Origin of the sequence: Paenibacillus sp. S28, from assembly GCF_016624415.1 — a bacterium.
Lineage (GTDB): Bacteria > Bacillota > Bacilli > Paenibacillales > Paenibacillaceae > Paenibacillus_AQ > Paenibacillus_AQ favisporus.
The window spans coordinates 197,910-224,260 of record NZ_JACVTM010000002.1 but is presented as its reverse complement, the minus strand read 5'-3'; the positions used below and the strand labels follow the sequence as shown (position 1 = coordinate 224,260).

The 26,351-nt window shown below is 54.7% G+C and carries 22 protein-coding genes and 1 other annotated feature; of the genes, 5 read left to right on the top strand and 17 right to left on the bottom strand.

Annotated elements, in window-relative coordinates:
- Positions 1-171 precede the first annotated feature (171 nt).
- The 5 genes from IAE55_RS05400 to IAE55_RS05380 form a co-directional block, all read right to left on the bottom strand.
- Entirely contained in the window at positions 172-1,425 is a 1,254-nt protein-coding gene (locus IAE55_RS05400; protein ID WP_200631338.1) for a zf-HC2 domain-containing protein, read from the bottom strand.
- Positions 1,422-1,970: an RNA polymerase sigma factor gene (locus IAE55_RS05395; protein WP_076169765.1), complete on the bottom strand. Its 549-nt coding sequence runs from the start codon at positions 1,968-1,970 to the stop codon at positions 1,422-1,424. The genes IAE55_RS05400 and IAE55_RS05395 overlap by 4 nt, the downstream gene beginning before the upstream one ends.
- A gap of 365 nt (positions 1,971-2,335) precedes the next feature.
- Positions 2,336-5,035: a ComEC/Rec2 family competence protein gene (locus tag IAE55_RS05390; RefSeq protein WP_200631336.1), complete on the bottom strand. Its 2,700-nt coding sequence runs from the start codon at positions 5,033-5,035 to the stop codon at positions 2,336-2,338.
- Positions 5,036-5,229: 194 nt separating this feature from the next.
- Positions 5,230-5,748, bottom strand: a complete 519-nt coding sequence (locus tag IAE55_RS05385; RefSeq protein ID WP_076169763.1) for a deoxycytidylate deaminase — start codon at positions 5,746-5,748, stop codon at positions 5,230-5,232.
- A 107-nt stretch (positions 5,749-5,855) separates the two neighbouring features.
- Positions 5,856-6,533 (bottom strand): ComEA family DNA-binding protein, encoded by a 678-nt coding sequence (locus IAE55_RS05380; RefSeq protein ID WP_325168606.1) that lies wholly within the window; start codon positions 6,531-6,533, stop codon positions 5,856-5,858.
- Positions 6,534-6,727: 194 nt separating this feature from the next.
- Between IAE55_RS05380 and comER the strand changes: the two genes are divergently transcribed.
- Positions 6,728-7,561, top strand: coding sequence for a late competence protein ComER (comER, locus tag IAE55_RS05375; protein WP_200631328.1), 834 nt, complete (start codon positions 6,728-6,730; stop codon positions 7,559-7,561).
- Here the strand turns inward: comER and leuS are convergent.
- Positions 7,558-10,002, bottom strand: a complete 2,445-nt coding sequence (leuS, locus tag IAE55_RS05370) for a leucine--tRNA ligase (RefSeq protein WP_200631327.1) — start codon at positions 10,000-10,002, stop codon at positions 7,558-7,560. The two genes, comER and leuS, sit on opposite strands and share 4 nt — an antisense overlap.
- A 110-nt stretch (positions 10,003-10,112) precedes the next feature.
- Positions 10,113-10,348: a binding site (T-box leader), on the bottom strand.
- A gap of 178 nt (positions 10,349-10,526) precedes the next feature.
- Here leuS and IAE55_RS05365 point away from each other — a divergent pair.
- The 3 genes from IAE55_RS05365 to IAE55_RS05355 all read left to right on the top strand — a co-directional run bounded on the left by IAE55_RS05365 (position 10,527) and on the right by IAE55_RS05355 (position 14,892).
- Positions 10,527-12,827: a helix-turn-helix domain-containing protein gene (locus IAE55_RS05365; protein WP_145158011.1), complete on the top strand. Its 2,301-nt coding sequence runs from the start codon at positions 10,527-10,529 to the stop codon at positions 12,825-12,827.
- Between the two features lie 154 nt (positions 12,828-12,981).
- Positions 12,982-13,845: an AraC family transcriptional regulator gene (locus IAE55_RS05360; RefSeq protein ID WP_145158008.1), complete on the top strand. Its 864-nt coding sequence runs from the start codon at positions 12,982-12,984 to the stop codon at positions 13,843-13,845.
- A 72-nt stretch (positions 13,846-13,917) separates the two neighbouring features.
- Entirely contained in the window at positions 13,918-14,892 is a 975-nt protein-coding gene (locus tag IAE55_RS05355) for a phosphotransferase enzyme family protein (protein WP_145158005.1), read from the top strand.
- Between the two features lie 103 nt (positions 14,893-14,995).
- On the opposite strand, the gene IAE55_RS05350 is transcribed toward IAE55_RS05355, so the two are convergent.
- A complete protein-coding gene (locus tag IAE55_RS05350; protein WP_145158002.1) occupies positions 14,996-16,609 on the bottom strand; it encodes an extracellular solute-binding protein in 1,614 nt (537 codons plus the stop codon).
- 424 nt (positions 16,610-17,033) lie between these two features.
- Here IAE55_RS05350 and IAE55_RS05345 point away from each other — a divergent pair, with 424 nt between their 5' ends.
- Positions 17,034-17,192 carry an asparagine synthase gene (locus tag IAE55_RS05345; RefSeq protein ID WP_076169753.1) on the top strand — a complete coding sequence of 53 codons (159 nt, stop codon included), beginning with the start codon at positions 17,034-17,036 and terminating at the stop codon, positions 17,190-17,192.
- Between the two features lie 128 nt (positions 17,193-17,320).
- Here IAE55_RS05345 and IAE55_RS05340 read toward each other — a convergent pair whose 3' ends face one another.
- The 10 genes from IAE55_RS05340 to phnH form a co-directional block, all read right to left on the bottom strand.
- Positions 17,321-18,193 carry a PhnE/PtxC family ABC transporter permease gene (locus IAE55_RS05340; RefSeq protein WP_397351440.1) on the bottom strand — a complete coding sequence of 291 codons (873 nt, stop codon included), beginning with the start codon at positions 18,191-18,193 and terminating at the stop codon, positions 17,321-17,323.
- On the bottom strand, positions 18,190-18,996 hold the full coding sequence (locus IAE55_RS05335) for a PhnE/PtxC family ABC transporter permease (RefSeq protein ID WP_234489371.1): 807 nt from the start codon (positions 18,994-18,996) through the stop codon (positions 18,190-18,192). Before IAE55_RS05335 ends, IAE55_RS05340 begins: the two co-directional genes overlap by 4 nt.
- Positions 18,968-19,756, bottom strand: coding sequence for a phosphonate ABC transporter ATP-binding protein (phnC, locus tag IAE55_RS05330; protein ID WP_145157999.1), 789 nt, complete (start codon positions 19,754-19,756; stop codon positions 18,968-18,970). Before phnC ends, IAE55_RS05335 begins: the two co-directional genes overlap by 29 nt.
- 48 nt (positions 19,757-19,804) lie before the next feature.
- On the bottom strand, positions 19,805-20,863 hold the full coding sequence (locus IAE55_RS05325; protein ID WP_145157996.1) for a phosphate/phosphite/phosphonate ABC transporter substrate-binding protein: 1,059 nt from the start codon (positions 20,861-20,863) through the stop codon (positions 19,805-19,807).
- Between the two features lie 70 nt (positions 20,864-20,933).
- Complete coding sequence (locus IAE55_RS05320) at positions 20,934-21,683, bottom strand: phosphonate C-P lyase system protein PhnL (protein WP_145157993.1); 750 nt, start codon at positions 21,681-21,683, stop codon at positions 20,934-20,936.
- Complete coding sequence (phnM, locus tag IAE55_RS05315; protein ID WP_260986839.1) at positions 21,631-22,917, bottom strand: phosphonate metabolism protein PhnM; 1,287 nt, start codon at positions 22,915-22,917, stop codon at positions 21,631-21,633. Before phnM ends, IAE55_RS05320 begins: the two co-directional genes overlap by 53 nt.
- Positions 22,904-23,749 (bottom strand): ATP-binding cassette domain-containing protein, encoded by an 846-nt coding sequence (locus tag IAE55_RS05310; protein WP_145157987.1) that lies wholly within the window; start codon positions 23,747-23,749, stop codon positions 22,904-22,906. The genes phnM and IAE55_RS05310 overlap by 14 nt, the downstream gene beginning before the upstream one ends.
- The gene (locus IAE55_RS05305) at positions 23,746-24,609 is read right to left on the bottom strand and encodes an alpha-D-ribose 1-methylphosphonate 5-phosphate C-P-lyase PhnJ (RefSeq protein ID WP_145157984.1); all 864 of its coding nucleotides are present in this window, start codon (positions 24,607-24,609) and stop codon (positions 23,746-23,748) included. Before IAE55_RS05305 ends, IAE55_RS05310 begins: the two co-directional genes overlap by 4 nt.
- A complete protein-coding gene (locus tag IAE55_RS05300; RefSeq protein ID WP_145157981.1) occupies positions 24,600-25,748 on the bottom strand; it encodes a carbon-phosphorus lyase complex subunit PhnI in 1,149 nt (382 codons plus the stop codon). Before IAE55_RS05300 ends, IAE55_RS05305 begins: the two co-directional genes overlap by 10 nt.
- Positions 25,736-26,344, bottom strand: coding sequence for a phosphonate C-P lyase system protein PhnH (phnH, locus tag IAE55_RS05295; RefSeq protein ID WP_145157978.1), 609 nt, complete (start codon positions 26,342-26,344; stop codon positions 25,736-25,738). The genes IAE55_RS05300 and phnH overlap by 13 nt, the downstream gene beginning before the upstream one ends.
- Positions 26,345-26,351 lie beyond the last annotated feature (7 nt).

Genomic DNA, 26,351 nt, shown 5'->3' with positions numbered 1-26,351 from the left:
AGGTCCCTTTGTTCCAGCACATCTATTATAAACACCAGCGTGAAAAGCTCTAGAAACTTAACCGCCGGTGGTCATACGACGTTTTGGATCCTGCGTAATATAACCTATTCCATATCTCTATCATGTGTGCATCATGAACAGCACATTTTTTATGCTTTATCATCAGGCGGCTTACGGTGTGGAGCCGTCCTGTTTGCCCACCTGATACGTCTGGCTTACCGTCGAGCCGCTGGCATCCGTGGTCTGGTACGTAAACACGGTGCTGTCGGCAGACCACACGCCCGATACCCACGTTCCCGGCAGATCAAGGGAACTTACCTGCTTGGAGCTTCCGTCCGAAGTTACGCTGTAGATGACCAGCTTTTTGTTTTCGACAGAGGCCGCATACTGACCGTCAGGAGAATAGAACTTGTTCGAATCAGTTTTGGGCTTAATGGCCATAATGCCCATTTGTCCCGACGTGTCGCCTTCTTGAGATCCGTTAACCTCAGGAGTGGAGCTATCCGCCGCTTGACCGCCGTCTCCATCCGGAGGAGTAACGTCCTTCTGGACATCATCCCCTTTCGGAGGCGGGCTCTCTGTGTCGGTTGGAGCGCTTAGCGTCGCCTGGCCATCATCCCCTTCCTGCATGCCGGTGCTGTTGTCAGCCGATTCGGTGGACCCGGCTTTGCCGGCATTGTCCTGGCTGCCGGTGTCCGCTTTCCGGCTTGCCTCCGCATCCTGGGCCGGAATTTTGGACGAGTCCTGCTGCTGCGCATAGGTCTGGGCCTCCTGGCCGGTGGCCTTGTCGCTAGACGCTGTGTCGCTGCCGCCAACTTGGCTCTCGCTGAGCTGCGAAGGATCCGAAGATGCCGGCGTTTGCCCTTCGGCAGGGTCCTGCGCGGGCTCCGAAGAACTTGCATTTTGTTCGACGACGTTGCTCTTCGATGCTTCTGAGCCTGAGGTCGCCGCCGATTCCATGCTGCTGGTCTCATTGGACGCCGCCGTATTAACAGGCGGCTCTTCCGCCGTAGTTAGTTGCTTCGGATTATAATTCAGCACCGCCACCCCAAGAATGACTACAGCCGCAGCGCCTCCGAGCGCTGTACGTCCAGCTACCGTATTCCAGAACTTGCCCTTGCGGGCCGGACGGGACGGAACAGGTACCATTTCGGCTGGCGCCGGCATTTCTTCGAGCGATGCGCTCTTCTCGTGGCGCGCCTGATCGATCGCATCCAGCTGAGGCATGATGGCATCGACGAGACTGAACTTAGGCGTTACTTTTGGCAAATCTTCGAGGTCTCTGGACAACGATTTCAGCAGCCGAAAGGTATCCGCACACTCAGGGCATGTCTTCAAATGTTCATAGAGCTTGACGGTTTCCTCTTCGTCCAAGTCGTAATCCAAGTAACGGTGCATCCACTCCACCACCTCTGGACACTTCATCCTGATACACCACCTTTCTGATGCTCTTGGAGCATGTTCTGCAGCTGCTGTCTGGCCCTGAATAAATAGGATTTCACCGTATTCAGCGGCAGGTTGAGACAGTCAGCGATTTCATTGTAGGAGAAATCCTGCAAATATCTAAGGACGATCACAGTCCGGTGATGATCCGGCAGTTGATTGATGGCCTCCTGGATGTCCTGGGCCAAATAAGAGGATAAAACCTCTTTCTCAACATTCTGTTTGTCCTGAAAAACGAGCTCATGTTCGTCGATCGAAACCGTAGGCTTCGTCCGCCGGAACTTGTCGATACAGATGTTCGTGACGATCCGCTGTATCCACGTTTTAAACTGTGCCTTCTCTTCATAGGAATCGATTTTGGTATAAATCCGAATCAATGCTTCCTGGGAAGCGTCGAGCGCATCCTGCTCATTATTCAGAATATAAAAAGCTGTCCTGTAAACATGTTGTTCAATTTCTCTTAATAGGGTGATTAGAGCGTCGCGATCGCCCGATTGAGCGGCTCTGATGAGTCCCTGCTCTACCACAAAGGATCCCCCTCTCCCTGCAATCTTACAGACGTGTAAGACCAGCAAATTGTTGCAATTTGTAACCACATTTTTAAAGTTGCTGAAAAGGCAGGCCCCGGGAGTGCTTGCCATTCCTAAAAAAAAAACGGATATAACCTTCAACCGAAAGCGGTTTTTTCTTCTGCTTCGATCCACCCGTATCGTTTTGTTAAATCTGCTTCCCGTAAAAATCCGGAAGGTATGTACGTCAAGAGTGACACCACCGTTTTACTTCATCTCTGCTGATGAAAACCACAATTAAGAATACCAAATTCCAGAGGCGGAGTCACCTGAAGATTCTGCGGCCAACTTCATCATTCTAAGCGTTTTTCATAGACAAATCATTACGATTTTGTTATCAGCTTGGTTCTGACGCGGATTTTCCCGGATTTTACCGAAAATTGGATTTCTCCCTGCAGATCGGTCCTGTAAACGGCCGCTCCTTCCTCGGAAATCCGCTGCAGCACATCGGCATGCGGATGGCCGTACAGATTGTTCACGCCGGCCGAAATAACGGCGGCGGCTGGCTTCCACCGGCTCAGCCATTCCGCTGAACTGGCTGTCTTGCTGCCGTGGTGCGCGATTTTGATCACATCCACGGGTGCTTCCAGCAGCTCGCCTGCGGTTTGCAGCGCCGGCTCATCGACGGCTTGCCCATTATCCGCCACCGCCTCACCAAGCCGGCCAGAGTCCAGTGTCTCAAGAATCTGCTCCTCGGACGCCTTGTCCATATCTCCGGTGAACAGGAAGCGTCCCCCGTTCATTTCGAGCAGGAACACGACCGAGTCATGGTTCTGGTCCTTGACGACCGACAGCGCTTCCTGATCGGTCTGCGACAGGATCGGGCCGAGAAAAACCAGCTGCGTCCGGCCGTCCGGGGCATAGTTCATTCCTTGGTGAATGGCATAAATCGGAATATCCTTGTCTACGGCGGCAGCCATCAGCCGATCAAAGGCAGCCGTACCGGCCATCGTCCCATTGAATAAAAACGCCCCGACCGGAATCTGTTCCAGCACCGCCTGCATGCCTCCGGCGTGATCCTGGTCCCCGTGCGTTACGATGACCGCGTCCAGCCTGTGGATTCCCCGCTTCTTTAATAATGGAACGAGAACCTTGGCGCCGACCTCAAACGGCTGCTTCCGCTCCTTCCACCCGTCCTCCGCCTTGCGGAAGCTGACGGTTCCGCCCCCGTCGACCAGAACGTGCTTTCCTTGCGGAGTCGTGATCAAAATGCTGTCACCCTGCCCCACGTCCAGTACCTGCACCGCTCCAGTACCGCGGAAGTGCTCCGGCTGGTATCCCGCGTACAGAAGAACGATGAGTATGCATATTCCCCCAAGCGCTCCGGCGGCAAGCCGGGTTTTCGTCCGGGAAGGCAAAGCCGCTTCCGAGCGGCGGGCTGCAGGAGGCACACCCAGGGGCACGGTCGCGTCCGGCTCTACTGCCATATGTCGCCGGCTCAGCGACCACCCTTTTCCGAAATAGAGCAGCCCATACAGCGCTATAAAATAGGAAGCGATCCAAACCGGCGAAGGTGACTTCCAGATCGTCACGAACTGCGGATACCCATTCATCCATTTCACCAGCCAGAAAGACAGATCGTCCAGCCACTCGGCTGCCGCCGCCAGCATCTTGCCCCCGGGCAGCCATAACGATCCGAGGAGCAGCGCTGCCGTCCCCACAGGGAGAACGAGAAAGGTAATGAAGGGAACGAGCACAAAATTGGCCGCAAACGATAGTAAAGAGAACTGATTGAAATAATAGATCGTCAGCGGAAAAGACACGAGTTGGGCAATGAGGGTAACGCCGACCGCACCGGCGATTTTGGATGGCAGAAAGGACAGCTGCGGATGTATCAACGGAACATAGACCATCAGGCCTGCTGTCACGAGAAACGACAACTGGAAGCTTACGCTCAGCAGATAATATGGATTCCAGAGCAGCATGAGCAGCGCCGCCGCGCTGAGGATGTTCAATCCGTCCTTCAGCATCCCCTTTCGGGCTGCATACAGCCCGATCATACTCATAATCCCCGCCCGCACGACGGACGGACTGACTCCTGACAGAAGAACGTACAGGGGCACGAGCAGCATGACAAGCAGCAGCGATTTTTCACGGGAGAGGCGCAGCAGGGAAAGGATATAGAGCAAACAGCCAACGTACACGGCGACGTGCATACCCGAGATCGCCAAAATATGGGTCAGGCCCAGTTGGGAGAATTCTGCGTAGGTTTCGGGATCCAGGTCGTCTTGAAGCCCGATGATCAGCCCCTTCATATAACCGGCATGGGGTTCCTGGAAAATCCGGTCGATCATTCCGCTCAGGCCGTTCCTCGCCTGATCGTTCCAGCGCAGAAGAAGGGTCATGCCAAAGCCGGACGGAGCTGAAGCCTGGACATTGGAGGCTCCGGTGGCTTTAAACAACCAATGAATTTTCTGGGTCACCAGGTACTGACGGTAATCGAAGCCGCCGAAGTTCCGGGCGCTCTGCGGCTGCGTGAGGCTGCCGGAAATCCGGACCCGGTCCCCCCGCTGCCATTGGCGGGCTGCTTCCTGCTCCTGCTGGCTTTTTAGCTTGACCTGTACCATGACCTTTTCGGACACCGCACGCTCGCTGCCCGTACTCGTTCCGGCATCCCGTGAGTTGGATTTACCGCTGGCTGCGGTCCCACCGATAGGTACCGCTTGTCGAACGCTCATGACAAAATCGGCTCGGTCCCCGTCGACTTCGACGGCGGAGGCGATCATGCCTGTCATTCGGACACTGGCTCCGTCCATTTGGGCAGCATCAGCCGCCTGAAGGGCTTCGGGGAGCTTGGATACATTTGCGGCTTCCTGCAGCTCCCAATACGCTCCCGACGCCGCTAAGGCGCACCAGATGATGATCACGGTCCGGAGGAAGTCTCTCCGGTACATACCGAGCGCTGCCAGCAGCAGCGATGCACCTGCGATCAGGAGAAGCAGCCTTGAACCCGAACAGGCATACGCTGCGCTGCTGCCGGCGATCCAGCTTACCGTGAATACGATCAGCGGTCTTTGTTTCATATCACACACTTCCCTTCTTTACATATAGGCTTCCGACGGTTTCTCATACGCACTTCGCCTGCGCCTTCTTTACGGAAACCAAAAAAGGACCCCTGCCGGCAGCCGTGCTGCGGACAGAGGTCCTTCCCCTAATGATGGTGTATTCCATATTTCCGAATATTCCTGTGTAACCGTATGTTCAGTCTTTCTGTCAATTAATCCGCTACCGTCATCACCGTTTCCCGTGGCGGCTCATAGACGGGCAGCCGGCGGAAGGTAATGCCCTTCTGCCGCATCATTTCCGTAACCTTCTCCGTATCCTTAGGATACGGACGGTGATACACGATCTCGGTCACGCCGCTGTTCGCCAGCATGTTGGCGCACGTCCAGCAGGGCTCGTCCGTAACATAGACGGAGCTGCCTTCCCGGTCGATGCGGTCGGTGAACAGCAGCAGATTTTGCTCGGCATGAATCGTCCGGACGCAGCGCTGCTTTTTCACCATTTCCTGCTTCCCGTCCACGTCCACAAGCTCGTACTCCTCAGCGATCATGCACCCCGCTTCCGAGCAGTCAGGCACGCCCATCGGCGCTCCGTTATACGCGGTGCCGAGCAGCTTCTTCCCTTGAACGAGCACGGCTCCGACATGGCGCCGGGAACAGCGCGAACGCGTCGATACCATATATGCAATATCCATAAAGTAAGTGTCCCAGTCTTTTCGGGTATCAACCGTCATGAATCCATCACCTGATTTCCGTAGAATGTGTACATATTGTATCACAAGAAAAACGTTTACCGATATACCTACATGGGAGACAACGCATTTAGCGCCTAACGGATCACCTACAGCTGTATGTACGGCTTCATTTTTTCCAGCATTTTGGGCCCGATGCCTTTGACCTTGTCCAAATCCGCAACCGATTTGAACGGTCCGTGCTGATTGCGGTATTCCAGAATGGCTTTGGCCTTGGCCTCACCGATCCCCGGAAGATCGGTCAACTCCGTTAGTCCTGCGGTATTGACGTTGACCTTTTTGCCCTGCGCTCCGGCATCTGTCTGCGAACCGGACACCGCGTCAGCCGAACCTCCAGGCGGTGGCTGCTTGGATGAAGTTCCTGCCGGCCCTGAAGCCGCATTCGCCGCAAGTTCAGCGTCAGAATGAGTGCTTCCGTTTGCCGCTTGGCCCGCCGCCACTTCATCTCCCGAACTCTGCGCTTGATCTGTCGTATTTCGGCTGACATTCGCCTGCGCGGATCCCGAGGGTACGGCGTCCTGCTTGGCAGCCGGGTTGGCGTCCTGCTTAGAACCTTGCTCCTGCTTTTGTTTGTCATCCGCTGCCGCGGCGCCTTTAGGCAATTCGCCTGCCGAACCGCCCGTTTTTTCGTTCAGAACGCTTTCAACCCTGCCGTTGAGCGGCTGCCACTGCTCCATGCCGCTGCTTGTATGAATTCCTGACAGCAGAATGGCCCCGCTTCCCAGCACGGCACAAACGATGCTGACGACTGCCGATATTCTTTTCACAACATGACACCCCGATTCTATGAAATGACTTGAAATGACTCGCTGTCGGTCCATAGATGAAGTACAAAATAACATACACTGAAAATTTATAACTCTATAATGCTGAATTAGCCGTCATGGTGGCCAAGTTATAGCGCATACACTAATGGGAACGATCATGTCGTTACTGCGAAGCACGAAAGGAGGGAACCTATATGAAGGTAGGATTTATCGGAACCGGCAGCATGGGCAGCCTGCTGCTTGAGGCCCTGATTGCTTCGGGTTCGCTCGCTCCAAACCAGGTCTATGCCAGCAACCGTACCCCCGAGAAGGTTATCCGGCTCCAGCAGCGACACCCCGGTCTGCATGTATGCACCAGCAACGCGGAAACCGCGCACAACAGCGATCTGATCTTTTTGTGCGTGAAGCCGCTTCAATTTAAAGCAATTCTGGATGAAATCGGGAGCACGCTTCGGCCCGATCAAATGGTGGTATCCATCACGAGTCCGGTGCAGATCCATCACTTGGAGTCGGCTTTGTGCTGTAAGGTGGCCAAGATCATTCCGAGCGTGGCCCACCGCGTTCAAAGCGGCGTCTGTCTATGTATGTATGGCAGCCGGATAAAAGAGGAAGACAGGCAGCTCATCGAGCATCTCCTGTCTCCCATCAGCAAGCCCATCATCATCGATGAATCCTTTGTCAGGATCACATCGGATTTATCCAGCTGCGGGCCTGCCTTTTTAAGCTTTTTTCTGGATCAGTGGATCAACGCCGCCGTAGAAACGACCGGCATGGACCGCGGCGAACTGACGTGGATCGCCGGGGAAATGCTCCTCGGTACGGGTAAACTGCTGACGCAGGGAGGCTTAACGCCCCATGAGCTGCAGAAGCGGGTAACCGTTCCCGGCGGCATTACCGCCGAAGCGCTTGCCCTGCTGGACAGCAGCTTAACCGGCGTCTTTCACCGTCTGATCGCCACAACCCACGGCAAATATAAAGAGGATCTGGAAAAGTGTGACGCCCAGTTCGGCGGCCCCGGTGCCGATTAGTTCGCAACGATGTTTACAAGCTTACCCGGTACCGCAATGACCTTACGTACGGTTTTCCCGTCAATGGCCTGCTGCACGTTCTGCAGCGACATGGCATGTTCCTGCATGGCTTCCTGGCTCATATCTTTGGCGATCATCGCCCGCTGAACGATTTTGCCGTTGACCTGAATGACGATTTCGACTTCCGATTCCACGGTCCAGGATTCGTCATAGGACGGCCACGGTACGTAAGTAATGCTCTCCTGATGGCCCAGACGCTCCCAAAGCTCTTCCGCGATGTGCGGAGCGAGCGGCGACAGCATCTGCACGAAGTTCTCGATCGCCAGACGCGGCAGCGCATCCGCTTTGTAGGCTTCGTTGATGAAAATCATCAGCTGGCTGATCGCGGTGTTGAAGCGCAGATTCTCCAGGTCGTCGGTCACTTTCTTGATCGTTTTATGCCATGTCCGCTTGAACTCATCGCTGCCATCGCCGTCCGTAATTTTGCTGCTGAGGCTGCCATCCTCGCTGACGATCAGGCGCCACACGCGGGAGAGGAAGCGGTGCGCGCCTTCCACGCCGTTCTCGTTCCAAGGCTTGGTCGCTTCCAAAGGCCCCATAAACATTTCGTATACGCGCAGCGTGTCGGCACCGAACTGCTCTACGATTTCGTCCGGGTTAATGACGTTGCCGCGCGATTTGCTCATTTTCTCATTGTTTGTTCCCAGAATCATGCCTTGGTTGATCAGCTTCTGGAACGGTTCCTTGGTCGTGACGACACCGAGGTCGTACAGGAATTTATGCCAGAAACGGGCATACAGCAGGTGAAGCACCGCATGCTCGGCTCCGCCGATGTACAGATCGACAGGCAGCCATGCCTCCTGCTTCTCCGTCGAGCACAGCTCATCTGCATTATGCGGATCGATGTAGCGCAGGTAATACCAGCAGCTGCCGGCCCATTGCGGCATCGTATTGGTCTCGCGGCGGGCTTTCATGCCCGTCTCGGGATCGATCGTCTCCACCCAGTCGGTGACGTTGGCCAGCGGCGACTCCCCTGTACCCGACGGCTTGATTTGATCCACATCCGGCAGCAGCAGCGGAAGCTGATCCTCGGGAACGGTCTTCATTGTGCCGTCCTCCAGATGCAGAATCGGAATCGGCTCGCCCCAATAGCGCTGGCGGCTGAACAGCCAGTCACGCAGGCGGTAGGTTACCTTGCCCTGGCCTTTGCCGTTCTCCTCAAGCCACGCGATCATTGCAGCGATGGCTTCTTCGGTGTGCAGTCCGTTCAGCGGGCCCGAGTTTACATGCTCTCCGTCCCCGGTATAAGCTTCCTCCTGCACGTTTCCGCCTTTGACCACTTCGACGATGTTCAAGCCGAATTTCTTGGCGAATTCCCAGTCGCGGGAATCATGCCCCGGCACCGCCATAATGGCTCCGGTTCCGTAGCCTGCCAGCACGTAATCCGCAATCCAGATCGGGAGCATCTCGCCGCTCACCGGATTGACGGCATAGGCTCCGGTAAACACACCGGTTTTGTCTTTGGCCAAATCGGTGCGCTCCAGATCGCTCTTGCGGGCTGCCTGCTCCTGGTAGGCCTTCACCGCATCCTTCTGTTCAGGCGTCGTAATGCGCTCTACCAGCTCCTGTTCGGGAGCGAGCACGCAATAAGTAGCGCCAAACAGCGTGTCGGGACGGGTCGTAAATACCGTCAGCTTGGCGTCATGCCCCTCGATGTCGAACTGCACTTCAGCGCCCTTCGATCTTCCGATCCAGTTGCGCTGCATATCCTTCAGGCTTTCGCTCCAATCCAGGTCATCCAGATCTTCCAGCAGCCGGTCGGCATACTCGGTAATCTTCAGAATCCATTGGCGCATCGGCTTGCGGACGACCGGATGGCCGCCGCGCTCGCTCTTCCCGTCGATGACTTCCTCGTTGGCCAGTACGGTCCCGAGGGCTTCACACCAGTTCACAGGCACTTCGGCAACATAGGCAAGGCCGCGTTTGTACAGCTGGATGAAAATCCACTGCGTCCATTTATAATATTCCGGATCGGTCGTGCTGATCTCGCGGTCCCAGTCATAAGAGAAGCCGAGCGACTTGATCTGACGCCGGAACGTGTTAATGTTCTTGATCGTGATTTCCCGAGGGTGCTCGCCCTTATCCATCGCATGCTGCTCCGCCGGCAGGCCGAATGCGTCCCAACCCATCGGATGCAGCACGTTATAGCCCTTCATCCGTTTGAAGCGGGAAACGATGTCCGTCGCCGTGTACCCTTCCGGGTGGCCGACATGAAGCCCGGCTCCGGACGGGTAAGGAAACATATCCAGCGCGTAAAATTTCGGCTTTTCAGGATCCTCTGTCGTCTTGAATGTGTGATGCTCATCCCAATACTTCTGCCATTTCGGTTCAATCACCTTGTGCTGGTAGCCCTGGCCTTGAACCTGCTCTTGGTTACTCATGCTCATTTGCCTCCTAAAGTGCGCCCGCTGCCCGCCCGTTATTCCGGGACGGCACGGCGCTCGTCTTTCATGTTTGCAACAAAAAAACCTCTCATCCATAGCGTATCATCGCTAGGGACGAGAGGTTTGATTCCCGTGGTACCACCCTAGTTAGCGGAGGACATGCTTTATCCCCGCTCCCTTTGCACCCTTAACGCGGGTGAATCGATGATCTTTGACGCGTTCTGAACGCGCTTCACATCATAGCTCAAAGGCGAGTTCATCCCAAATCGTCAACCGGCTTGCACCCCCCGCCGGCTCTCTGTATGACATCCCTGGAACTAATACCCCTTATCATCGCTTCATTTGCAGTTTTTCATGGTTGAAACATTGAAACATATTATATATAAAAAAATCCATCGAGTCAACGTATCCAGCCTGGCGGACAAGCCCCGCTTTTCCCGCCAAAAAACCCGCCAGCCGGAATTATTCCATGTCCGATAGGGAATTTTTTGTTATGATTGAACCAAAGGGAGGCGGAAAGTTTGAAGCGTAACCTCAGAAGGTACTTGAAATCGAAGCTGTTTTTGAAATATATATGGTCTTATCTGTTTATTTTGCTGCTTCCTCTCGTTTTTGTAACCGTCTTCATCTACCAAAGCGCCGCGGGCAACCTCCGGGAGGAAATCGAGCAAAGCCATCTGAACCAGCTGACGCAGGCGGAAAGCATCGTCGACGGCCGTATGAAGGAGCTCGGCGACATCGCCTCAAGGATCGCCTACGACGACCGCCTGATCTCTTACCGGGTCCATGATCCGTTCTATTCCCGGGAGGCGATCGACGCTCTGGATCAATATAAGTCAACCAGCTCCATCATCGGAGATGTATTTTTATATTTTCATCATGACGACCGGATTTACTCCTCGCAGGGGCTTAGCAGCCTGGACGTGTTCAGCGAGAAGTACATATTCCAGAATTGGTCCAAAGACAGCCTGATGGGCGATTTAAACGACGTGTCTTTTCCCACTATGCGTCCGGCGGACCGGGTGATCCGGGGCACTTACAGGCAGCAGTCGCTGCTTGCCTACCTGGTGCCGATTACGCCGAACAGCCCGAATCCCCACGCAACGGTCATGTATTTGATCGATGAGTCGGAGCTCACGGGTCTGATCGATTCCATTCTGGGCAGCTACAAGGGGCTGGCGTACATTTTCGACAACCACGGACAGGTGCTGGCCGCCAACAATCACGGCGAAACGATCAACGGCCTGGACACGGGACATCTGTTTTCCCTCGATCCGGGCATTCACAGCGTGGAGCTGGGCGGAAAAGCGCATTCCGTCGTGTCCACCAAATCGGACATGAACGGCTGGACGTATGTGACGCTGATGCCAAGCGATCAGTTTTTCAGCAGCGTGCTGCACATCCGCAGCTTTATCATCATGCTGTTCAGCATCGTGGTGCTGGCAGGCATCGGCATCGCCCTGCTTCTGGCCCGCAGACAATATCACCCGATTTCGGCCCTAGTCGATTTCGCCAATTCGAAGTCCAGAAACGACCGGGGAACGGGAGATGCGCTCCTTCCGGGCAATGAACTGGAGCATATCCGCTCCGCGCTGCAGGAATACAGCTCCCGTGCCGACCTACAGGAACCGTACGCCCGGAATCATCTCCTGCTGAGACTGCTCCAGCAGGGAGAAGACCGGGAGCTCGAGCCGGATCTGCTGGAAGCCTTTAATATCAGGTTTGACCGTTCGCAGTTTTTTGTCATCGCCATGGAACGAGGCGAGCTTGCTGACCCTTCCCAGGATTACCAGGATTGGCAGACGCTCGCTTCCCTCCTAGCTGAAGTGGACATCCCCGGGCTCCGGGCATCCGCTTACAGCGTGGAGCTGCCGCGCCGGGACCAGATGGCCCTCATTGTCTGCTTTGACCCGCACCCGGCGATGGAGAGCTTCATCCATATGAGCCGGATCGTCGATGCAGTCCGCAGCAATATCCTGGAGGCGTTCGACTTTAACCCCATCATGGGCGTCGGCACCGGATATTCACAGGCGGGGCAGCTCAATCAGTCTTTTATCGAAGCCTGCTCGGCACTGGAATTCCATACTCCGTCGGAGAAAGGCGGTATTACGTTCTTTGAAAAACTGGCGCCGGCGAGCGAGGAAGCCTTCTGGATTCCGAAAAACGTGCTGCTGAAGCTGTCCCAAAGCTTGAAACAGGGCAGCCATGACGTCTCTGCCCACATGATCGGCGAAGCGATGACGAGCCTAAAAGAGGGCAGCCCGTCACCGCTGCTCTCCCGCTGCATCTGCTTTGACATTCTCAATACGATGCTGAAGACCGCCTCGGAGCTTGGCATCCACCATATTACGCAGGAGATTCCGACCAGCAGCGCTTTTCAGTCCCTGGATGAATTCGAGGGGCAGCTCAGGAAGCTGGCCTCCTATATTTGCACGCAAGTGCAGCAGGAGACCAAGCATAAGGAGAGCTCGCTGAAGGACCAGATGCTCGGCTATATTGACCAGCACTTTATGGATCACAGCCTGAGCCTGGAGAGCCTGGCGGATCTGTTTGAAATTTCTCCATCGCATTTCAGCCGGACGTTTAAGGAAAATGTGGGGCTGAACTTTACCCAGTACATCTGGCAGAAAAGGATGGAGGAGGTCAAGCGGCTGCTCGTGACGACCCAGGAACCGCTCAAGGAAATCATCGGCCGGGTCGGGTATGCCGACACCCCGAATTTTATCCGCAAGTTTAAAAAGGAAACCGGCTACACGCCGGGACAATTCCGCAAGCTGAACCATCCGGACGGCGTGTTGCTCGGCGAAATGCTTCAGGACTGACAACGAACAGCTGATTTGTTCAGCTGTTCGTTTTTTCTTTTAGGAACTGCAGCGTATGTGGTAAGGCAAGACGGAAAACCTGATATTTCTGTGCATGGAATGCAAGGCTTCATTTTCGGTACTCCATATAATTAATGTTGAAGGGACGATCTGTATGGATTGGCTGAAACGCATGAATCATGCGTTGGAATACATCGAAACGCATCTGTCGGAAGAGATCAACTATGACCAAGTGGCCGGAACGGCCTGCTGCTCGGCTTACCATTTTCAACGCATGTTTTCGTTCATCACAAACGTTTCGCTGTCCGAGTATATTCGGCGCAGACGGCTTACCCTTGCCGCATTTGAACTGCAATCCGGTGGTGTAAAGGTGATCGATATTGCACTGAAGTATGGTTACGAATCACCCGAGGCATTTTCCAGGGCGTTCAAAAAAATGCACGGTGTCATGCCAAAGGCTGCGCGCGACAACGGTGTGTCGCTTAAGGCTTATCCTCGGTTATCCTTTCACATTTCGATTCGCGGAGATGTCGAGATGAACTACAGAATGGAAGGAAAACCTGCCTTTGAAATGTTCGGCGTTTCGACTGTGATCCATGCCGACGGCGAGAATCCGTTTATCGAAATACCCGCGTTTTGGCAAAAGTGTATTTCCGATGGAACGGTCAAACGAATCCGCGCTGCCGCAGGTTTAGGCGAACACGGCCAGCTCCATGCGGTTTTATACAACAAGCAAGGAGAACAACTTTCGTACATGATCGGTTACTTTTTACCCCAAAGCGGCTTGCCTGAAGGATTTGAAAAGCTTCAAATCCCCCCTCAGTCTTATGCGATTTTTTCAACCGGAATCAATCCGAGTGGACAGAATGACATTCATGGATTGTGGAGGCGGATCTGGGGCGAGTGGTTTCCAAGCTCTCATTACGAAGCGGCAAACGGTCCCGAATTTGAAATGACTTACGATCGTGGTAACAACATGTACGAAATGGAGGTTTGGATTCCTGTCATTAAGCTGTAGTTCAGCTCTAGAGCGAGTATCATATCAATCCCCCGGTGTTAGGGGCTATTTCCTTTAGAAGGTGTGAATCGAATGGATCTTGCAATCATCGCGCAGCATGCGTTTGCTCAGTACGATATAAATGCTGTATCCGTGTCGCCCGTAGCACAAAGCGGTGCCGCGGTTTTCAAAATTGAAGATCATCATGGGCTGCTGTACAGCCTGCGTGTTCACAAATCTAAAATCAGTACGCTTGAAACCATGTGGACGCGCCGGGATGTACTGGAATCTGAGCTGGTATGGTTGGATGCGCTTAATCGTGATACCCATCTCACCCTCCCTGTGCCAAAACGTAATCGGCTGGGTTCTTATGTTACACAAGTGGACGATATAAGTTGTACGATGCTCAGTTGGGTGGAAGGCGAGCAAAAACAGTACTTTACCAGCGATCAGGAATTGAAGTCCACCGCTGAAATGACGGCAGCTTTGCATCAGCATGCCAGTATGTGGCAGCCCCCTTCGTCTTTTATCCGTCCAACGGTTCATCGTGAACGCATACAGAACGCTCTGGACCTGCTCAAGCAGCAGGTGCGGGAAGGGTTATTAGATGCACATGATGTTCAGATTCTTGAAGCCGCCGGGGAAAAAGCGATGGCTTTGCTGGACACACTCCCTAAAAACAAGTTGACTTGGGGTGTATTGCACGGAGATATCGTTCCTCCCAATATCGTGTTTGCAGATGGGGCTGCCAATCCCATTGACTTTGGCGCGTGCGGATTCGGTCCTTTTCTCACTGACCTGGCCATCACATGTACCTTTATTCATCCCACTGCCAGACAACAGTACATAGACTGGTACGGAGAGCACTTTCCGCTGCCCAATGAGTATGTGGCCCAAATCGAAGCATTATTTATTTCGCTCGTGCTAATCGGGATGAGGAACGCTCTTGGTATGCCTGAATCGAAGCAGGGATTGCCGACGCATGCGAAAAAGTGTGCTTCTCGCGAATTTGGCAGGTATGTAAATGGGGAAGGTTTTTTATTTACAGGCACGCCATTTTGGGAATGAAACGCAATGGTTGTCGTCATTTTAGTTCAATTCGTGCTCAACAAAAAAAGGCCGCCACATCGGCGACCTTTTTTCCATCCCTTGCTTCACGCGCACTGCTGATCTACTTGGACTCTTGACCGTCCCAGCGGTCGTAGGCGGCCTGGTAGATTTCCACGATGCGGTCTCCGCCCATTTTCTTCACCTGGGCTTTATACTTGTCCCAGTTCGACAGCGGCTCCTGCCCGGTCACAAACTTGGCTTCCATCTGCTCCACGTAGTTGTTCAGGTCCGACAGCAGCGAAGTCACCTCGGTTTGTTCCTCTTCCGTCAGGAATACGTTCGGATACGGCACTTTGGCATACGGCAAAATTTTCTCCTGGTTCTCCTTTTCGACCCACTCGTCGATGTCGGAACGCAGTCCCTTGCTCACTTCCGGAAGGCTGACGCCCGGCGTCGTGATGCCGTAGTTCGGAGTCAGCTTGCCGCGGTAGTTTTCGCGGTCGCCTCCATCCGGTACCGGAAGCCATTCTTTGACGTGGTTTGCCTCGTCTTTGTATTTCCACAGCACGCCTTCTGGCCCCTGGTTGAACAGCGTAGAACCTTCATAGCTGTACTGGTAGTCAACCCAGCGCATCGTTGCCTCCGGAGCAGGGTTGGTGCTCGAAATGGCAAACGTTCCATTTTTCGAAATTCCCGAATTCTTGGCCACGACCGGCGAGTCCGGGAAGCCCGTTTTCAGTGGCTCCATGAACGGGTTGTCGGTGTTCGGCTCACCGCCCAGCATAAAGTACGGCAGCCAGTCGTTGAACAAAGCCACCTGATTGTTTTTGCCCTTGGCCTTCTTCTGGTCGTCAGTCTGTGAGAATGTTTCATGGTCAAGCAGATCGTCCTTCCACAGCCGGTTCAGAAAGGTCAGATACTCCTTGAACCCTTCCTCCTGCGGCGTGTAGTGAACTTTCCCCTGCTTGTCGGCATAATACACCTCGTCGTAGATGCCCCAGAAGCCTAGCATCTGCACGCGGATATCCTTCAGCTTGGTCGACGTGAGCGGAATTTCGTCCGCCTTGCCGTTGCCGTTCGGATCCTCGGTCTTAACCCGTTTCAGGTAATCGAACAGCTCGTCCGGCGTTTCCGGAAGCTTGGTGACACCGAGCTTCTTGAGGAAGCTTCCGTTATAGTACAGAGGACTCTTGTACCATACCGCGCCTTTATCCACATAAGGCAGGGCGTAAATATGCCCGTCGGGGGTCGTGATCGACTTTCTGACGTCCGGATTTTCGTCCAGCAGCTTCTTGATGTTCGGCGCATATTCATCAATCAGCTTTTCCAACGGAATCAGCGTTCCCTGACTTCCGTACGTCACCTGCTCAGCCGGCGTCAAAGCCGAAGCGTAAAAAATATCCGGCAGGTCGCCGCTCGCAAAAATCAGATTTTTCTTTGTCTCGAAGCTGTCGACCGGAACCGTCTGGAAAGTGAGCTTGATGTTCGTCATTTTCTCCATGTCTTTAAACACCTGCATCGTATCCCACTTGGCGCTGCCCACGTCAGGCGCAAATACCGACAGCGTGATCGGCTTGTCGACGATCGGGAAGCCCTCCTTGTGTACACTATCCGCCGAGCCGGAGGCTTGACCGCCGTCCCCGCTATCTTTCGAGCCGGAACCGCATGCGGCCAGCAGCGAGACGACCATGGACAGGCACAGTACGATGGCCCAAGGCTTTAAACTTTTTCTCATCAGATGATTCCTCCTGTTCATTGTTGTGCGCGGCTTTACGTTGGCCCTTCGGAGTTTCCCCCCTTGAATTCGGACTAAAGCCTACTCCACGCTTTTTCTCCGCAGCTCTGGGTGAAGGATGGTATCGACTGCTGCTGCGCTTTGTTTGTTAGCGTTTACAAAAAGTGTAGTAACAGGCCGGTTTCGCGTAAATATGTTATTTTTGATATGTTGAATATGTATACAAACTCCAATGTTTAACAGGGATGCGGAAAATAGCAGTGCTAAGCCATTGTATAGCAAGTATGTCAAATATGCCATTGGGAAAATCTACATATCGGCCTGAATTCCGCCCCCACCATGTTAGCCAACGGTGAATAATTCGACGGACGGTAAACAAAAATAACCCTTGTCTATCCAAACCAACAGCCAAAGGAGTGTCGTCATGCGTGAAGGAATGATTCCTGCCGTTCTTGGAACTGTAGTTACCGCTTCCGGCGCCGCACTGCTGGGCAGCAAGTATAAGCTTGCCGCCACGGGGATTGTCGGATTCGGTCTGGCCCACATCGTACTGGGTGCGATCGATCTGATCGAACACCGGTAATCCGTTTGGAGGACCGTCCGCAAGCGTTACGCGCTTCGGACACAAAGAACCTTGGACATTCCCTGTCCAAGGTTCTTTATTTGTGCAGGCGGCCGATCCCAAATGGGACGCACGCCTTGCGGCTGCTGTTATTTTCCCTGCATCAGCTTCCGCTTTGCACGATTTGCGGCGATTTCGAGCAGAATGGCAAAGCCCAGAATAAAATAGGTGATCGCTCCGATTTCCTGCAGATCAAAGTAAAAGCCGCTGGCCATAAACATATCATAGCCGATCCCCCCTGCCCCCGCGGCCGCTCCCATTGCAACCGCCACAGAGAAGTTGATTTCGAACCGGAGCAGCGTCCAGGACATCAAATAGGATAAGGAGGACGGAATGACGGCTTGGAACACGATTTGCCACCAGTTCGCACCGCTGGACTTCAGCGCTTCGATCGTGCCCTTGTCCATCTCCTCAAAGGCTTCCGAGTAGGCTTTGATCAAATAACCGATGGAGTGAAAGGTCATGCCGATGACGGCGGCGACGCTGCCAAGACCTGCTGCGACGGCAAAAATCAGCACCCACATGACCGTAGGCACCGCGCGGATGAACGCGACCAGGCCTTTAATGACGGCGGACGCGATCGGCGAGGACAGGTTGCGGGCCGAGAACAGGCCGAGAAACAGCGCAATAACCGCTCCGAACAAGGTGGCAAGAAAAGCAAGCCCCAGCGTAATCAGCACTTCGAACAAAGCCGCGGCAAAGGTGAAATGGTGCAAACGGGGCTGCAGAAACATCGTCTTCAGGTTCAACAGCGTGGCGTAGATGCCTTGAAAGACCTGGATCCCTTTGTAGTCAAAGCTGACGAAGGCGAGCACGGTCAGCAGGCTTAGCCCAATGAGGGTCAGCCTGATCGTTAAAGCGGTCTTGCTAAAAGGCTTCTTAAGCGGGATGCCCGGAAGTCTTCGGTCCGGACGGAGATGGAGCTCGGCGGCAATCATCTTGTCGACGGCCTCGGTGCTCATCCGATCATCACCTTTCGGATATTATTCGAGGTGAATTCGATGACCAATATTGAGATCACGATCACGAGTACAATCAGACTGGCCGCGTTGTAATCGAGATTCTTATAGTACAGATTGAACAGGAACCCAACCCCGGTGCCGGTCAGAATCCCGATCAGTGTCGCGTTGCGGATGTTCGTTTCGATCATGAACAGGATCCAGCTGATGAGCTGGGGCAGCGCAGCCGGGATGACGGATTGGCAAATGACGGAGATATAACCGGCCCCGGTTGCCCGCAGCGCTTCCGCCGAATGGCCTCCCGTCTCATCGATGGACTCCAGGAAGGCGCGGGTCAAAAACCCGAACGAGCCAAAGAACAAGGCGAAATAGCCGGTCATTACGTTTTGTCCGAAGGAAAACAGAAGGATCATCGACCACGCGGTGACATCGATATTCCGGAATACGGTTGCGATCGAACGGCTGGCCAGCTTAATCCCGGCATGGACGCCGATCGTCTGGGAGCCCAAGAGGGCAAACACGAACGCAAACACTGAAGCGACGGTTGTAGCGGCGATGGACATCAGCAGCGTTTCGACGAGCGTGCGGAGAACGTCTGGAAACTTGGCCAGAGATTCGGCATTGGGATAAAAATGGGTGACGCCCCAAACCAATGCGCCCGGAATGGAGCTCAGCCCCTGGATGAAATCATACTGGGTCAGTACGGCCGCAACATAGGTTACAAGCAGAAGCAGCCCCCAAAACAAATACGCATGCCTACGTTTGGCCGTGAAGTAGTCAACCTGCTTGCGTCTCGCCTTGATCAGCACGCGTCTCTCTCCTCTCGCTTCCGTAAATTCGCTGGAGTTCTTCGGATGTCATTTGTCCCGGCGTTCCGTTATAGACGATTTTCCCTTGATTGACCCCGATGATCCGGTCGGAATATTTCAGAGCGGTCTCCACCTGATGCAGATTGACGATGACGGTGATGCCCAAATTCGTGGAGATGTGCCTTAAATGATCCATGATCACCTTGGATGCATTCGGGTCCAGGGAAGCGATCGGCTCATCGCAGAGGAGCATTTTGGGCCCCTGGATCAGCGCCCTGGCGATGCCGACCCGCTGCTTCTGTCCCCCGCTGAGCTGGTCGCAGCGCTTGTAGACCTGCTCTTCCAGGCCGAGAATGCCGAGAATTTGGTACGCCTGCTGCTTCTCCTCTTCACGGTACAGCCCCAGCATGCCGGCAAGCGTGGATTTGTAGCCGAGCCGGCCGTGCAGGACATTTTCCATCACGCTCAGCCGGTCTACCAGATTGTAGTGCTGAAAAATCATGCCGATGCTCGTCCGCATCCGCTTCAGCTCTTTCTTGCGAAATTCCAGCACATTTTTGCCTTCGATGCATATTTCTCCGCTGCTGGCATCGATCATGCGGTTGATACACCGGAGCAGCGTTGATTTCCCGGCCCCCGAGGGGCCGATGATCGATACAAATTCCCCGCTCCTCACCGAGAAGCTTACATCCGTTAATGCCCGTGTTTCAGACCCATACTGCTTGGACACATGCTTGAATTCCAATAACGCAGTCATCGTATACCTCCAGGCGGTTTGGTATGGAGTTCATATGCCGGCTGCCGGTTATTTGGACAGCTCGCGGATCGGTTCAAACCAGGCGTCTTCGACCGGCAGGAACCGTTCATTCCCGCTTTTTTGCTTGAACAGCCCGCTGTCTTTGGAATCTTTGGGAAGGAAAATTTTCGGATTATGCGTCACGTCATCGGAAGTAAACGCCTCGGTAATCTTCTTCTGCTCATCCTCGCTCACCGTTTTCGTGTTCGCCACAAACGGGGAGTTGAGAACTGGCGTCACCGAAACGACGACAAACTCTTTTCCCGCGAGCGTATTGAATGGTTCGGCAGCTTCATCCTTTACTTTATAGACAGCCCCGGGTTTGTTGGCCGTTCCGTCCGCCAGCTCCACGTAATTGGATACACACGTATCGCAAAACGCGGCGACGTCGGCCTTGCCGGTCAGCAGATTCACCGCGGAACCCTGGTGGGAGCCGCCAAACAGGACATCGCTGAAAAATTTATCTTTGCCGCCCTGCATCAAATCGTCTTCCTTTAAATCCTTGTACTTGTCCATCTTTCCAAAATAGCTGATGATGCCTGCAGACGGCACCTTGAATCCCGAAGTCGAGCTGTTCGATACAAAGGAGAATTTTTTCCCGGGAAGAGGGTCAAGGGTAAAGCCATCTCCGCTTTTGAACTCGCCTTCGTCGCCTTTTCTGACGTTCAGCCAGGAAAAATATACGGCGTCATCCAGCGTGCCCGATTCCCCGCTGTTGGTGAAGAGAGGCTTCACGTCCTCGGTCTTGTTTCTTGCTTCCACATAACCCTGAGGGCCCATATAGGCCAGGTCCGCGCTTCCGCTCGCTATCGCCTCGATGGCGATGTTGTAATCGGTCGTCATCTTATGCTCCACTTTTTTGCCTGTAGCCTGCTCCACGATCTTTCCGACCTCGTCGCGCGCATCCTTCAAATCCGCTGCGGATTCGTTCGGATACCACACGATCGTCAGGGTGTCCTTGTTCTTCGAGCCGCCAACGTTCAGGCCTAATGAAGCCGCTCCTGAAGAACATCCGGCAACGGCCACAGCCAATATCAGCATCAAGAGAAGTGAAATCGATCTTTTCATGGTTCAGCGCCCCTTTTTCCTGGGATAATGGGATACAATTTTATGATGAAGATGAACGGTCAGCAGAAGATTAACGGGGGGACATGTTTGTGTAAGACAGACCCGCGGCTTCCGGCCTGCCGCCTTCATGAAACCGGCCGTCCTGCATGTGGTATTGGCGGCTGCACAAGCCCTCCATAAATTCCAAGTCGTGAAAGATCCCGAGCATCGTCGTTCCCTCGTGCATCAGCTGCTCGATCAGCGTCTTCACCTTGACCTTGGAGGCATGGTCCAGACTGGCGGTAGGCTCGTCAAGAAGGAGCAGTCGGGGCCGCTTCACCATTGCTCTGGCGATGTTGAGGCGCAGCTTTTCCCCTCCAGAAAACGTGGCGGGATAGCTGTCGCGCAGCTTGGAATCCAGCTCAAAATGATCCAGCATGCGCGCTGTCTCCCTGGCAGCCTGGTGCGGATCCTTGCCCATTTCCAGCAGAGCCTGCGTGACCAGCTCCCGGGCAGTCGTCCGCGGCATGACGTTCAGAAACTGCGAGACGTAGCCAATCTCCCGCTTTCGCAGGTCGATCATCACCCGGTCCGACGCGGTAGCCAGATCGATTTCACCGTACGCTGCCGATTGGTACCGGATGGTCCCTTTCTGGGGGAGATAGGTCCGGTAAATACAGCGGAGGACGGTCGACTTCCCGCTTCCGCTTTTGCCTGTAATACCGATAAATTCGCCTTCGCTCACATGCAGGCTGACGTCTGCGGCAGCCTCGATCTGCTGATCCAGGTTATACAGTGTGAACGTTTTGGACAAGTGTTCGATCATGAGCAGACTGTTCAATCCCTTTACCCCCTTCATGATCCCTGTAATGGGTTCTCTGAATGAGCTTCCCGTCCACAAATACGGCCGTAATGACCGGGAAATCCCCGTCGATCTTCTCGATCAGAATCAGATCCGCTTTTTTCCCCTCGCGCACCGAGCCGATTTCATGATCCAGATTGACGGCCCGCGCGGGATGAAGCGTCACCAGGCGGAACATGTCGGCCAGCTCCTGCCCGCAGCGGTCCACGAGGTAAAATACCGCGTGAAGCAGCGCCGCCGGATAATAATCGCTGCACAAAATGTCGATGCTCTTCTCCCGAATCGCTTCGGCTGCGGACAAGTTCCCGCTGTGCGAGCCGCCAAGGATGACGTTCGGCGCACCGGCCACGGTGTACATGCCCTGCTGTTTGGCCCGCCGGGCAATCTCCAGCGTAATCGGAAACTCGCTGATCGTTGCGCCAAAGCCTTGGACGAGTTCCAGCTTGTCGAGAGAGTCGTCATCATGCGAAGCGACCGCGATTCCGGCTTCCCGTGCCAGTTCGGCAATTTCGCGGATGCCTTCGATCGTCATTTTCTCCTTGCTCTGGTGCTTCCGGATCAACTCGTCGATCCCCTCGTCGGTCATATCGTCATAGCCCTTCACCGTGGCCTTGTAAATCTCCAGATCCCGGTATTGCCCTTGGCCGGGGGTATGATCCATAAACGAAACGAGGTGAACCTTCTTTTCGGCAATATAGTTTCTGAGATTGTCTACCTCCAGCAGGTTATCGATTTCAAACCTTGCATGGAATCGGTGGCGTACCAAATGCTGGCTCGTATGCGATTCCTCGATCAGCTCCAGCAGCTTGCGCACGTTATCCGGCTCGCGGATCGGGCGGTATTTGTACTCCGACCCCCTGAAAATGGACAAGGAATGAAACATCGTCGTAATGCCGTGCGTGATCAGCTCCTTTTCCGTTTCCCGGAGGCTCAAACGAAAATCCATCAGCGATGTCGGCCTCGGGGCAGCCATATGCTCGATGTAATCTGAATGGATGTCGATGAACCCCGGGGACAGATACCCGCCTGCGGCGTCCAAGACCTCCGTTTGCGTATCCACAGCAATGACGCCGTGCGGGGCGATTCTGCCGATGCGATCTCCCTGAATGAGTAGGTCGTATCCGCTCAGAACCCCTTCGTCCGTAATGATGCGTGCGTTCGTAATGAGATACAAAGGCGACTCCTCCTTCGAAAATAAGCTAGAGCAGGGAATGGACCAGCTGCTGGGTATAAGCTTCCTGCGGGTCCTCCAAAATTTGATCGGTCAAGCCTTCCTCCACGACTTTCCCGTCAAGCATGACCAGCGTCCGGTCGGCTAGCATCCGGACCACGCCCAGGTCATGGGAGACGAGCACAATGCTGATGCCAAGCTCCCTTTGCAGCGCCTTGATCAGATCCAGCACGCTGGCCTGAACGGACAGGTCGAGGCCGGTGGTCACCTCATCGAGCAGCAGCACCGGAGGACGGTTCGACAACGCTTTGGCAATCTGGACCCGCTGCTGCATTCCTCCGGAAAAATGCTTGGGCGCTTCCTTGATGCGGTGAAGCGGGATGTGGACTTTTTCCAGCAGCTCCATGCCCCGATCTTCCATCTCGGAGACGCGGCGGCTGCCCGCAGCGATCATTTTCTCCGCAATGTTGCCGATGGACGTGAAATCCATCCGCAGACCGAGCATCGGGTTCTGGTACACTTTTCCCATGAGGTGATTCCGGATATAACGCTTCTGCTGCGTCGACTCCGCAAACAGGTTTCGGATACCGTCTTTGTACACCTGAAGATAGACTTCGCCGCTCGTCGCCTCTTGGTCAAAGTACAGGCATCTCATCATGGTGGATTTTCCGCTGCCGCTTTCTCCTACCACCCCGATGATTTCTCCCGGATACAGGTCAAACGACACGTCTTGGCAGGAGTACACGGTATGGCAGACGGTGCAAAAGTTTTTGTAAAGCTTCCGGCTGCCCGGATTCATGCAGTGCGGACAGCCGGGCCCGAACTGCTTGTTTAAATGTTGTACGGAAATCATCGGTTGTTCCGTCTGGATCATCGGCTCTCAGCACCTTCCCGCCAGGATTGTTCATTCATCCGCTCCAAACAGTAGCTCGTATCATTACACTGAAAATAAGCCGTGCCGCTGGCGTCATCGTACAATTCGTCCATGAACACGCCGGTGGATCCGCACAGTCTGCAGGACCGGTCTTCAAAAGACTCCGTCTCAAACGGGTAGTCTTCAAAATCAAGAGATACGACCTTGGTGTAAGGCGGCACCGCGTAGATCTTCTTTTCCCTTCCGGCCCCAAGCAGAATGAGCGCTTCAGAGGAATTCAGCTTGGCATTGTCGAATTTGGGGATCGGGCTTGGTGCCATCACATAACGGTCATGGACCATCACCGGGTGATCGGCGCCGGTCGTCATGCTGCCGTAATTCATGATTTGCTCGAACAGCATGAGCCAGGCGCCGCTGTATTCTTTTTCGGCGTGCAGCTTCTTCGTCTCGGCTTCCCGCGGCTCATACATCCGCAGCGGTTCCGGCATGGGCACCTGCAGCACCAAAATTTGACCCGCCCGAAGCAGAATCTCCGGAACGCGGTGCCTGGATTGAATCAGCGTCGCCTGCGCCGTTTCATCCGTGGTACGGATATCCGTCGTGTTCTGGACCAGCTTCTTGATGCTGACAGCATTGACGGATTCATCGGAACCTTGGTCAATTACCTTGACTATATCATCTAGACCTACCAATGACAGGGTGAGCTGCAGCCCGCCGGTTCCCCATCCCCTGGCAATCGGCATTTCTCTGGATGCAAAAGGAACCTGGTACCCCGGAACGGCGATCGCCTTCAGCGTCGCTCGGCGGATTTCCCTTTTGGAGCCTTCGTCGAAAAACGCGAAATTGTAGTTTATTGGCACAGCTCCTCCACCTCCTCCGTTTCGTCCGCCTTAGGCGTCGTCGCTGTCGTCTTCGTTTTCCGCACGTCGTTCATTTTGGACTGGAATGTGACGTAATGCGGCAGCTTCAAGTGGGACATGAAACCGGTGGATTCCACGGAATCGATATGGTACAGCACAAACTCCTGATCCTGGGTCGGGAAACGGCTGTCTCCCTGCTCCAGGCTGTGATCCAGAATGCCCATGGCAATCGCCTTGGTCTCGTTTTGCCCGTAACAGAGCCCATAGCCGATCTCAAAGGACAACTCTTTCCCGCCCTGCTCCTTCGCCACCGCGGCGGACATGAGCATTTCCGCCTCTGTTACCTTGATTTCGCCGATATAATAGCTGTCCTCATCATCGGCGCCAGTCCCCAGCGGATCGTCAATACATATCGGCACACGGCCGACCCGCAGCTCACCGACGGTGGGATGCAATGCGCCGTATCCGCGGATGACCGCGTAAGCGAGCGAGGTAACCGTCCCGGTCTGGCCCCGGGTCAGCACCTGCAGCTTCTGGCTGCGGCTGGCCGGAAACGTGATGCTTCGGCGCGTCACATCATCCGGTTCAGTGTTGTCGTCCGCAGGGCTGATTATGAGCCCCTGCTCGATCAAATAGTCCATGACTTTCATCAGCTCCGGCGGGTGGCCTGCCTCCGGCAAGCTTCCGAGCTCACCCGCAAAAGCCTCCAGCCACTGGGCGGCATCTTCGTCCGTTTCATGCATCAGGTCAAAGTCCAGCAGCCGGTGGCTGTAATCGACCGATGCGCCGAGAATTTGCCCGCCCGGAATATCCTTGAAGCTGGCGGAGATCCGCCGCTCCACCCTCATCTCGCGGGTGTGCACCGCTCGCGAATAATGCTTCCGGGGAAGCGTGGAGCGGTAGGCCCTCAGCAGAAACACCGCTTCCTCCGGGCTTCCTTCCGCCTGCTTGATCGCCAGCGCCGCCAGCGTTTCGTCGTACAGGCTGCTCTCCGACATGATCTGATCGATCAGCCCTCTCATCCCGCCTTCAATGCGGGTGACGTCCAGTACCTTTCCCTGCTTGATCCGTTCGAATTTGATCCGCTTCAAGGATTCCTCGATCGCAAGCGTTCCGCCTTTTACCGCTACATATCCCATAGAAGCACCTCCCTCTCCTCGATTTGCGTCGTCCGGGGCAGGCACAGCAGCTTGTTGTTTTTGTCGACGACCAGCATGTCAATTCCCAGGGGATACTCCGCGTTTTTCTCCGCCCGCGCCTCCAGCCAACCGGGAGCCAGCGGAATCCGGACAAAGCTTTCATCCTCGATACCCGGCCCTTTGAGGCTCAGCTCAAAGTCTCCAGACAGCTCCTCCAACTCCACGATCACGGTGGCAGAGGCATGCGGATCGGCCAGCGTTCCGACTTTGGCGCCCTGCAGAGCCTTCAGCAAATCCCCTTCCTTCGCGTCGTGCAGGACAAAAATGTAATCCGCCTTCTCCGGCTCCGTCCGGACGGCGAAGGTCAGCTGGTTCAGGAGCCGCGTAAGCTCCGCTTCCCGCTGCGAGCAAATGCAGAACGTAACCTCCGTATCCAGCAGCATCAATGCGAGCACCCAGGTGACGGGTAAACCTCCCCACTGGCCATCGGCCTTAGCCGCTTCCGCCGTCAGATCCGAGATCAAGCCGGGTCTCGACATGGAATCCACCACTTTGCGGTAGGCGCGCTGTATATCATGAACTGCGTCGAAGTTCATCGCTCTC

Coding starts and splice junctions, on each gene's coding strand:
- IAE55_RS05400 (WP_200631338.1), bottom strand. CDS start 1,425: ATGAAGTGTCCAGAGGTGGTGGAGTGGATGCACCGTTACTTGGATTAC.
- IAE55_RS05390 (WP_200631336.1), bottom strand. CDS start 5,035: ATGAAACAAAGACCGCTGATCGTATTCACGGTAAGCTGGATCGCCGGC.
- IAE55_RS05385 (WP_076169763.1), bottom strand. CDS start 5,748: ATGACGGTTGATACCCGAAAAGACTGGGACACTTACTTTATGGATATT.
- comER (WP_200631328.1), top strand. CDS start 6,728: ATGAAGGTAGGATTTATCGGAACCGGCAGCATGGGCAGCCTGCTGCTT.
- leuS (WP_200631327.1), bottom strand. CDS start 10,002: ATGAGTAACCAAGAGCAGGTTCAAGGCCAGGGCTACCAGCACAAGGTG.
- IAE55_RS05360 (WP_145158008.1), top strand. CDS start 12,982: ATGGATTGGCTGAAACGCATGAATCATGCGTTGGAATACATCGAAACG.
- IAE55_RS05355 (WP_145158005.1), top strand. CDS start 13,918: ATGGATCTTGCAATCATCGCGCAGCATGCGTTTGCTCAGTACGATATA.
- IAE55_RS05350 (WP_145158002.1), bottom strand. CDS start 16,609: ATGAGAAAAAGTTTAAAGCCTTGGGCCATCGTACTGTGCCTGTCCATG.
- IAE55_RS05345 (WP_076169753.1), top strand. CDS start 17,034: ATGCGTGAAGGAATGATTCCTGCCGTTCTTGGAACTGTAGTTACCGCT.
- IAE55_RS05340 (WP_397351440.1), bottom strand. CDS start 18,193: ATGAGCACCGAGGCCGTCGACAAGATGATTGCCGCCGAGCTCCATCTC.
- phnC (WP_145157999.1), bottom strand. CDS start 19,756: ATGACTGCGTTATTGGAATTCAAGCATGTGTCCAAGCAGTATGGGTCT.
- IAE55_RS05325 (WP_145157996.1), bottom strand. CDS start 20,863: ATGAAAAGATCGATTTCACTTCTCTTGATGCTGATATTGGCTGTGGCC.
- IAE55_RS05310 (WP_145157987.1), bottom strand. CDS start 23,749: ATGATCCAGACGGAACAACCGATGATTTCCGTACAACATTTAAACAAG.
- IAE55_RS05300 (WP_145157981.1), bottom strand. CDS start 25,748: ATGGGATATGTAGCGGTAAAAGGCGGAACGCTTGCGATCGAGGAATCC.
- phnH (WP_145157978.1), bottom strand. CDS start 26,344: ATGAACTTCGACGCAGTTCATGATATACAGCGCGCCTACCGCAAAGTG.